Source organism: Superficieibacter electus (assembly GCF_002915575.1).
GTDB lineage: Bacteria > Pseudomonadota > Gammaproteobacteria > Enterobacterales > Enterobacteriaceae > Superficieibacter > Superficieibacter electus.
In genome coordinates this window covers 1-7,092 of the sequence record NZ_PQGD01000049.1, presented here as the reverse complement: position 1 = coordinate 7,092, position 7,092 = coordinate 1, and the positions used below count along the sequence as shown (strand labels likewise).

At 43.8% G+C, this 7,092-nt stretch carries 14 protein-coding genes; 1 reads left to right on the top strand and 13 read right to left on the bottom strand.

Annotated features, from left to right (window positions below; translation table 11 throughout):
* Positions 1-214, top strand: a 214-nt coding sequence (locus tag CHU32_RS28490; RefSeq protein ID WP_211775164.1) for a hypothetical protein, incomplete at its 5' end; no start/stop codon positions are given.
* Positions 215-362: 148 nt separating this feature from the next.
* Here the strand turns inward: CHU32_RS28490 and CHU32_RS27285 are convergent.
* The 13 genes from CHU32_RS27285 to CHU32_RS27220 form a co-directional block, all read right to left on the bottom strand.
* Positions 363-968 carry a hypothetical protein gene (locus CHU32_RS27285; RefSeq protein ID WP_000137794.1) on the bottom strand — a complete coding sequence of 202 codons (606 nt, stop codon included), beginning with the start codon at positions 966-968 and terminating at the stop codon, positions 363-365.
* Between the two features lie 216 nt (positions 969-1,184).
* On the bottom strand, positions 1,185-1,466 hold the full coding sequence (locus tag CHU32_RS27280) for a hypothetical protein (RefSeq protein ID WP_000703842.1): 282 nt from the start codon (positions 1,464-1,466) through the stop codon (positions 1,185-1,187).
* Positions 1,467-1,611: 145 nt separating this feature from the next.
* Positions 1,612-1,788 (bottom strand): hypothetical protein, encoded by a 177-nt coding sequence (locus tag CHU32_RS28390; RefSeq protein ID WP_000802040.1) that lies wholly within the window; start codon positions 1,786-1,788, stop codon positions 1,612-1,614.
* A gap of 53 nt (positions 1,789-1,841) precedes the next feature.
* Entirely contained in the window at positions 1,842-2,153 is a 312-nt protein-coding gene (locus tag CHU32_RS27275) for a hypothetical protein (RefSeq protein WP_000633161.1), read from the bottom strand.
* A 222-nt stretch (positions 2,154-2,375) separates the two neighbouring features.
* Complete coding sequence (locus tag CHU32_RS27270) at positions 2,376-2,576, bottom strand: hypothetical protein (protein WP_000814953.1); 201 nt, start codon at positions 2,574-2,576, stop codon at positions 2,376-2,378.
* Positions 2,577-2,615: 39 nt separating this feature from the next.
* Positions 2,616-2,840 (bottom strand): hypothetical protein, encoded by a 225-nt coding sequence (locus CHU32_RS27265; protein WP_000551490.1) that lies wholly within the window; start codon positions 2,838-2,840, stop codon positions 2,616-2,618.
* Positions 2,841-2,894: 54 nt separating this feature from the next.
* Positions 2,895-3,098 (bottom strand): hypothetical protein, encoded by a 204-nt coding sequence (locus CHU32_RS27260; protein ID WP_000781547.1) that lies wholly within the window; start codon positions 3,096-3,098, stop codon positions 2,895-2,897.
* 552 nt (positions 3,099-3,650) lie between these two features.
* On the bottom strand, positions 3,651-4,142 hold the full coding sequence (locus CHU32_RS27250; RefSeq protein ID WP_001371932.1) for a DUF3085 domain-containing protein: 492 nt from the start codon (positions 4,140-4,142) through the stop codon (positions 3,651-3,653).
* Positions 4,143-4,146: 4 nt separating this feature from the next.
* The gene (locus CHU32_RS27245; protein WP_001165367.1) at positions 4,147-4,458 is read right to left on the bottom strand and encodes a DUF957 domain-containing protein; all 312 of its coding nucleotides are present in this window, start codon (positions 4,456-4,458) and stop codon (positions 4,147-4,149) included.
* Between the two features lie 516 nt (positions 4,459-4,974).
* A complete protein-coding gene (locus CHU32_RS27235; protein WP_000071366.1) occupies positions 4,975-5,295 on the bottom strand; it encodes a hypothetical protein in 321 nt (106 codons plus the stop codon).
* A 178-nt stretch (positions 5,296-5,473) separates the two neighbouring features.
* A complete protein-coding gene (locus CHU32_RS27230) occupies positions 5,474-5,701 on the bottom strand; it encodes a hypothetical protein (RefSeq protein ID WP_000336109.1) in 228 nt (75 codons plus the stop codon).
* Between the two features lie 174 nt (positions 5,702-5,875).
* Complete coding sequence (locus tag CHU32_RS27225) at positions 5,876-6,769, bottom strand: hypothetical protein (RefSeq protein WP_000252081.1); 894 nt, start codon at positions 6,767-6,769, stop codon at positions 5,876-5,878.
* Positions 6,759-7,088, bottom strand: a complete 330-nt coding sequence (locus CHU32_RS27220; RefSeq protein ID WP_004248813.1) for a toxic anion resistance protein — start codon at positions 7,086-7,088, stop codon at positions 6,759-6,761. The genes CHU32_RS27225 and CHU32_RS27220 overlap by 11 nt, the downstream gene beginning before the upstream one ends.
* Positions 7,089-7,092 lie beyond the last annotated feature (4 nt).

Genomic DNA, 7,092 nt, shown 5'->3' with positions numbered 1-7,092 from the left:
CTTTTCGAAGGGGTATTTTGGCTTTGACATATCAGGGACTATTCCATTTCATCGTCCAACAAAATGGGTGCAGTACAGGTTAATTGAAAAATTACTCGGGGCTTTCTGCTTTTACCACAGTCAAACAGTGTTACCGCTGGCTGGGGCAAAAGCCTCCAGCACCAGCGTTATTATACCACCCTGCCCTGATCAGCCAAACACCCCGCCTACATAAATTACTGATTTTTCATTTATTTGACATGATTCACTTCCGGTTGTCGGCGAAAGTCATTTTATACTAAAGAAAAGGGTAACGGGCAGCTGCTGGGTCGGAACATACAGTGCAGTTCCTGCCCGTTTAATTTCCGGATGCAATGGTAGGATCAGGAGGCACTGCTTCCGTTGATTAGGGAAATCTTATGTGCCTGAATACGGCTGTATTCGAGATGGGATGCAATATTACAGATGCGCTCCAGTCGATCATGCAGCCTCGTGTAGGTCAGTCGATGAATACCGGACATTTCATCAAGTAGCCAGCGCTTGATGTAAGGGTTACAGGAAAGCCGGGCAAGATCGTCGTCATCCACTTCGTCAAAGAACCAGTACTGCTCCATCGGGACTACCTGAAATATCCACGGCCGGGGATAGTCCCCTGTGACAACCAAAAACCATGCAAGAAAGCATAGACACAGCTCAACGACCATAAGCATCGAAAATTGCGAATAACTTAGACCGGGCACATAGGGTGAACTATCCGCAACATACCCCCTGAGCAATTCCGCCACAAGGTAGCCCAATAGCGTCAAGGCCAGCATCAGGGTCAGGATTAATCCCCCATTAAACGCTACCGAAGCCTTTTGAACCCGATCAGGTGCTGTCCGGCTGCGATAGTTGGTCACTACTCTTTCTACAAGTGCCCTTATGGCAGCCTGTTCTTTACTGACATCAGCTCCGGAAAAACCGGACGGGCTTTTATTTAATTCAGTCATACCCCACTCCTGTTATGTGCTCTACTTAACAAACACGTAGATCATACAGAGCTCACGGACGCACTCCTGCCAGATAAAGGAGGGAATTTGGCTGTAAGACGGTTAGCCAACAGTTCAGGTTATGCGTGGGATCCGCCCAGTCAGAAAGGATTCCGTTAATAACAGGCAAGGTTAAAGGCAGATGGACGGTGAAATTGTGGGTGCTAAAAGGGGGTATTACTCTTTTTCCTGCATAGCGGTTTTTTCAGCCCGGGTGGCCAGACGAACATTTCCGAAAGGCTCACGGACAAGCAGTGGCTTCTCCTTCTTCCAGCCCCTGATAGCCGTTTCTCCAAACCGACGTGGTGCATTGCCGTTCCAGCGAGCAATCACATGGTTATCATGAATTTCAATAATGACAACGGGGTGGACAATGACCGTTGAAATGGTGGTATTTCCCATTTTGGTACGGGTTACAGACCAAACCTGCATCCCGGATTCCAGCTGGCTGATTTTCATATTATATCCTTAAGCCATCACGAACTGCGCCACAAACAATTAATGTGGCGCAATTTACCATAAACAATAAACATCAGATACCCGTGAAAAGATTTCCCTTTATTTTAAAATTCTTCTGGAGAAAAAATGATATTTCCAGAAGAGGTCAGCGAAATTCAGAAACGGCCATCACAATGGTGCTGCGCTGACGCTGGCGTTCTGCCTTGCGCTGCCTGCGGCGATAGATCTGTTTTGCGCTGACGTAAGGGCAGTCCTCACGGGTATACCAGCAGCAGCCGCAAGGTTCGGGCCGGGGTTTTCCGGCAAGTCCAAATGGTTTCATCAAGTCACCTTTTTAATGTTTTTAATGGAAAGATACTTACCTAACCCATTGTTTTATAGGAAATAACGTTGTTGCATAAACAGATACAGATAACCCTCAGGAGAAAACATGCAAAGGTTATCAGTGATAACCGCGTCCAGATACCGAGTGTCAGTCTGTAAACGTTTTATCACCAGAAAATGTGCTGCCGCAGCCTTAATGCCAGAACTACCGTTTACAACATTATGTATACCCGCTTTGAATAACGAACGAGCATGAATTACCTTTTCCCGGGCCGCTTCGATCTCAGCATTAATAACGCATTGCCGCGCCTGGATGACTGCCTCTCCGGTTAAATCGCGGAAATTCATTAGAGATGTGATCATGATTGACTCTCCAGATTATGTGGAATCATTATAACAACTGGCACCACGCCACAAATAACCTGAGATAAATTCTTTGAAATATTCCTATATATAAGGAATTACAGTCGGAAAAGAAACAATGAAATAGCGCCGACCGCTTAAAATCGATAAATTAAAATGGACGGCACTGGAATGAAAAACTGAAAGTAGTAAGACCGTAATTATCCTTCACGGATGTAAGCTTTAAAAGAGGAGTACTGGCAAAGCTTTGCCAAGTACTTCGGCGGTTGTGTCTACGATTTTACGGATGTCATCGATCTGCGAAGGCTTATTCAACACCACCGTAAAAAGCTCTCCTTCGTTATCAGCCTGCTCGCAGTTTCCGTATCGGCTCCCGTCGTACAGCTGCACAATACGTGACATAGAAGACTTTGTTTGTTTCATGGCTTTGCACCTGCTTTTAGGCAGTTTGGTTACTGGTTATCAGAAGCTGGTTTCATGCGCTTCCGGCTGGGACACGAACTGGTATTTGACGCCGCCAGGCACACCTACTGCTTCGGCAATAGAGTCGCAAAGCCGCGATAAATCATTTAGTGTCATCGGATATTCAATATCTACTGAATATAAAGCACCTGCATTTTCAGCATCTTCGATGTTTTTATACTGGGCACTAAATATAGCAATGGTCTGAATTTCGTGGTTATGCATGAACCGGTCCTTATTAAATTATAAAAGCCACCCGAGAGTGGCCTGAGTGGAAACTTAAATCTGTGAAGTATATTTGAGAGATTTTTTGCGATCCAGATGCCGGGCAACAATGGTTCCGATAACAAGTAGCGTGATGACCGCACTGAAGAAGGTGCTGTCAGGGACGCCCTGGAAAAAATCACTGAAACTGTAAACAATAAAAATCAATGCGCAAAAATAGAAAACGATACGAACATAAGGGGTAAAAAACATTTTCATCGGTTGCCTTCCATTCAGGGAGAATTCTCAGTAATTACATCACACCTGAAGAGAAACTATTTTCGTATAAATGAGCATTTTCGACATATCAGAGGGGGGTTTTACTCATAAATGAGGTAGTAAGGGTCACACTTGAGATGAAAGTTACTTTCCTGGCTGCGAACGAACTATCTCAAATGTTAGAGGTGTGCGTTCGCCTTAAGAGCTTCATGCCCTGAGGAGCTCAACTTGAGCCGATAGTATAAACCTGGCTCCAGATGCCTTACTGGCTGGCATAACTCCACGAGGCCCAGCCGGAACAGGACCGGAGAGCTCCTGCACGTCACATCATCAGGATTCCCCATAAACGTACGCCGTTCTCTGGCCCGTCTGAAATTGCCAGAGATATCATAGATCGTGCCGGATGCCATCCGTCTTAACACGTAAATCTGCGCCCTTGTAAGCTTCTGGGCGGAACTGCTTAAACCTGACATACCTTCCCGGCCTTATATAAAACAATCCGCCAGCAGCTCGACTGGCGGACAATGTTTGACTGGAAACAGCAAGGACATACTATTTGCTGACAAGTTTGATATTGGTTTCACTCATTCGAAGTCGAAACTCCTGAAAACCCTGCTCTACCGCTAACTCCAGCCACTCAACGGGAATGGTATAGCTACAATCAGACCCACCCAAAGCGGCATCACAAGCGTAATCCCAGTCCTCATCCAGTTTTGGATTCATCCCCTGGGCGTAAGCCACAGTATCGCGGGATGCGGGAGAGCCCTCAAGCTCAGCATTAGTGATCAGGTATACACCATGACTGTGCGCGAGAAGCACTTTTGGCACCAGATGTGTGCTGGCAATTTTTGAGGATGAGGGAAAGAAAACCCTACCAGCTTTACGCGCCTCTTCTTCAGTCTGTCCCTCAGCGTTAAGGAGGGCTCCCCCCGGATAGCATGCCGGGTCATAGATCTGATCTGGGGTGACCGAAAACGTTTTTGCGGTGCGAATTTCTTCGATCAGTTTATTGATATCTGCCATTTCAAATACGAGAGTGGTCACAGGCTTACTCTCCCTCTTCAGTGGACAACATCAGATACTTTGTTGCCAGCAGAAGCTCTCCCACATCCTTGAGGGACAATTCAGCTTTGCCTTCTACGGCAAGCTGCAAGCGCTGTCGAATTGCATGAACAGAATCTGAAGATAAAGATGCCATTTTGCGCAAAACGGCATTAGCCTTTTCTACAGCAGGATACAGAATTTCTGAGTTGGTATTATCTTCGTCATTATCAAAGATAATTTCAGAATCCATATTGATGTTATCTTCAAGCCAGCTTGAAAGCACTTCAAGTAATGACATCACCTTTTCAATTTGCATATCGCCTCCTCTGTTAACATGAAACAAATATAACAAAGTGGCTTACCCGGCTAATAACCTGAGCAGAAAGTTTTCGAACTTAGTTTGAAAACAAGTTTTCTGCTCAGGTTAATGTTAAAGTCGCTGGGTAAAAGATAAAAGGCACTGAAGATGATTTAAGCATCAAACAGACTAAATAGGATTCCGTCTTTTATAACGCTTTTAAAATAGAATGAATGAAATATAAATTTTGCGTTTAAGAATGAACGCTGTAGAGGATGATTTATCCTGTGATATGCAGTTTGTGGCCTTTAAAAAGGCTTTATTATGGACTTGAATTGCAAAGAGAGCACCGACATTTTTCTGGGGGCTCCCGCAGAGAAAAAGCTGTGAGGTTATGAAGACGTATAGGAGGTATTCGGCGAAATACTGTATGGCCACAGGAGAGCTTCAGCACCCATATCCTGCCGCCTCGCTCGCCTGTGGTGATTTCAATATGTTCTACGTCATACCACGTAGTTGTATTTCTCACTTTGTTTATGCTTCCTGACACCGCGTGAACGCAATCTTCGTCTGGATGCGTTCATAGATGGAAAACTGCCTTTCAATGGAATCGGCATTAGACAGTAATTCATGAAGCTCAGCAGAATCTGTATCAGGAACGATAGCGACAGAAACTCCATATTTACGCCCAGTTCTGATCAGGTGCGCAAGTTTTTCCTTCTCTGATTCTGTGAGCATTGCCAGATCCCTTCCGGATACCTGCTCGATAAATGGACCAAGGTTTTTCGGAAAAAAGGGTTCGGCATCAGAATTATGTACCGGGAGCGTTTGCGGCTTATCGAAGCTATTGGACATGAAAAGAACCTTTATAGTTAGAGAGGTGGAGACTGAATGCGTAGCCCATTAAAATTAGTAGTGCCACACTCGAATGCTAATCATACTTTATGATGGCTATGGTAGGAATGGCCGTCAACTTAAACCGCCAGAAGCGAGCCATTCACCGTTAAAGTAACTTTCCCGTATGATGTTCTTTTTATGGAATGAGTTGTTCACACTCCTCTTTAAGAGCCGCCCTGGAACGAGATCGACAGACTTTGCTTAATGAAGAGCGTAATTGATGTTCATCAACCCCATCAGCGACAAACTGACCAATTTTCTTTTCAAGACGCTGCATTGCCTCATAAAGCTTGGCATCAGTATTATTTTTAAGAAACCTCAGTATATAATCAGCAATAATTTGAACAGGAGTAAAGTTACACATCATGTATCCTTAATAAGTTGTGTAAAAATAAAACCATAAAAAACATAATCAGAAGTAGATTATTATACTTGAGTAAGCTTTTCAGCTAACAAGCTGGAGAAGCAGATTCCGGTAAATTACTACATATTTGATAAAAGTTACTGAATAAAAAAGCCCAGCGTACCGGGCTTTCATTCAATTTGATTCTAAGAATCTGACTCGCCGCCTGATTTTTATACCAAGAAGAGCGAACAAAACGCCAACGAATGCGACGGGACTACCTACTTTAAGACAATTAACCGACGCTTTTGAAAAGGTATGTGATTTAGACATACGTTTTTGCTCATAACGAATCGCAAGTGGTGAGACGGATTTATCTAAAGCTGTCTTTTCCAATGCATAACGAACTTTCACGGGAATATTTGACTGTAATACACCAGACATATACGCCCTAACAACATTCTGTGTTAACTTCACATCTGGCTTGCCGAGTTTTATATGTAGTTGCGCCTTTAAATAGTTTACAGATACCTCTTCGCCTGAGGGCCAATTACTATCATTTAAATATGCGACAAGTTTATCGTATTTTTCATGTTTTACATATTTCTTGATAACCTTTACAGTCGAAGCTGAAGTGGCATCAGTCTCTTCCGAACCTAAAGCAGATGTAAAAACTGACAAGCCGATAAGAAAAGCGCCAGCAATTAGAAGCATCGGGAATATCTCACCTATTTCCTCCCCCTTTAAAATTTTAAAGGCAGTTGAAGAAACTACTAATAGCCCCATAATCCCTAATAGCAACTTAGAATATGTAGTTAGGAAGCCTCCAAATGCATCGCCAAAATCCGAAACCACTAACTTATCTTCACCTTCAGATGAATTGAAGAATGACAAGGGCACATCAATATCAAAGTCCAGAACTGAAGGTGAGAGGTGTAATGACAGCAACCACAAGCAAAGACCAAAAATCATTATCAGCAGGCCCGCACCAAATATCGCGAAACCTGAATTTCTAATCTTTATAGACCGGTGAAAAAGAAATGACAGTTCACGGGAAAAATCGTCACTACTCTTAAGGTTACGCACCATGATCTACCCCTTTTTGTGTCAGTCGGGTGCGCAAATTCTCACGCATGGCAAGAACCTGTTTTTCTGTTTCCCTGAGCTTAATAGCCCCTTCTCTCTGGATTTTAACAACATCGCCAACCGTCTGGATAAGCGTATCCTGCACCTCTTTAAGGGTGCTTATATCAATAACCAGCCGTTGGTTTGCTTTCATAGTTTCTACTGCATTGCGATGCAGTAATTTTGCATTACTACGGAGTAACTCATTGTGGCACTGTTGCAAATAGTCGGTGGTGATAAACTTATCATCCCCTTTTGCTGATGGAGCTGCACATGAACCCATTCAA

Coding starts and splice junctions, on each gene's coding strand:
- CHU32_RS27285 (WP_000137794.1), bottom strand. CDS start 968: ATGACTGAATTAAATAAAAGCCCGTCCGGTTTTTCCGGAGCTGATGTC.
- CHU32_RS27280 (WP_000703842.1), bottom strand. CDS start 1,466: ATGAAAATCAGCCAGCTGGAATCCGGGATGCAGGTTTGGTCTGTAACC.
- CHU32_RS28390 (WP_000802040.1), bottom strand. CDS start 1,788: ATGAAACCATTTGGACTTGCCGGAAAACCCCGGCCCGAACCTTGCGGC.
- CHU32_RS27275 (WP_000633161.1), bottom strand. CDS start 2,153: ATGATCACATCTCTAATGAATTTCCGCGATTTAACCGGAGAGGCAGTC.
- CHU32_RS27270 (WP_000814953.1), bottom strand. CDS start 2,576: ATGAAACAAACAAAGTCTTCTATGTCACGTATTGTGCAGCTGTACGAC.
- CHU32_RS27265 (WP_000551490.1), bottom strand. CDS start 2,840: ATGCATAACCACGAAATTCAGACCATTGCTATATTTAGTGCCCAGTAT.
- CHU32_RS27260 (WP_000781547.1), bottom strand. CDS start 3,098: ATGAAAATGTTTTTTACCCCTTATGTTCGTATCGTTTTCTATTTTTGC.
- CHU32_RS27245 (WP_001165367.1), bottom strand. CDS start 4,458: ATGCAAATTGAAAAGGTGATGTCATTACTTGAAGTGCTTTCAAGCTGG.
- CHU32_RS27235 (WP_000071366.1), bottom strand. CDS start 5,295: ATGTCCAATAGCTTCGATAAGCCGCAAACGCTCCCGGTACATAATTCT.
- CHU32_RS27230 (WP_000336109.1), bottom strand. CDS start 5,701: ATGTGTAACTTTACTCCTGTTCAAATTATTGCTGATTATATACTGAGG.
- CHU32_RS27225 (WP_000252081.1), bottom strand. CDS start 6,769: ATGGTGCGTAACCTTAAGAGTAGTGACGATTTTTCCCGTGAACTGTCA.
- CHU32_RS27220 (WP_004248813.1), bottom strand. CDS start 7,088: ATGGGTTCATGTGCAGCTCCATCAGCAAAAGGGGATGATAAGTTTATC.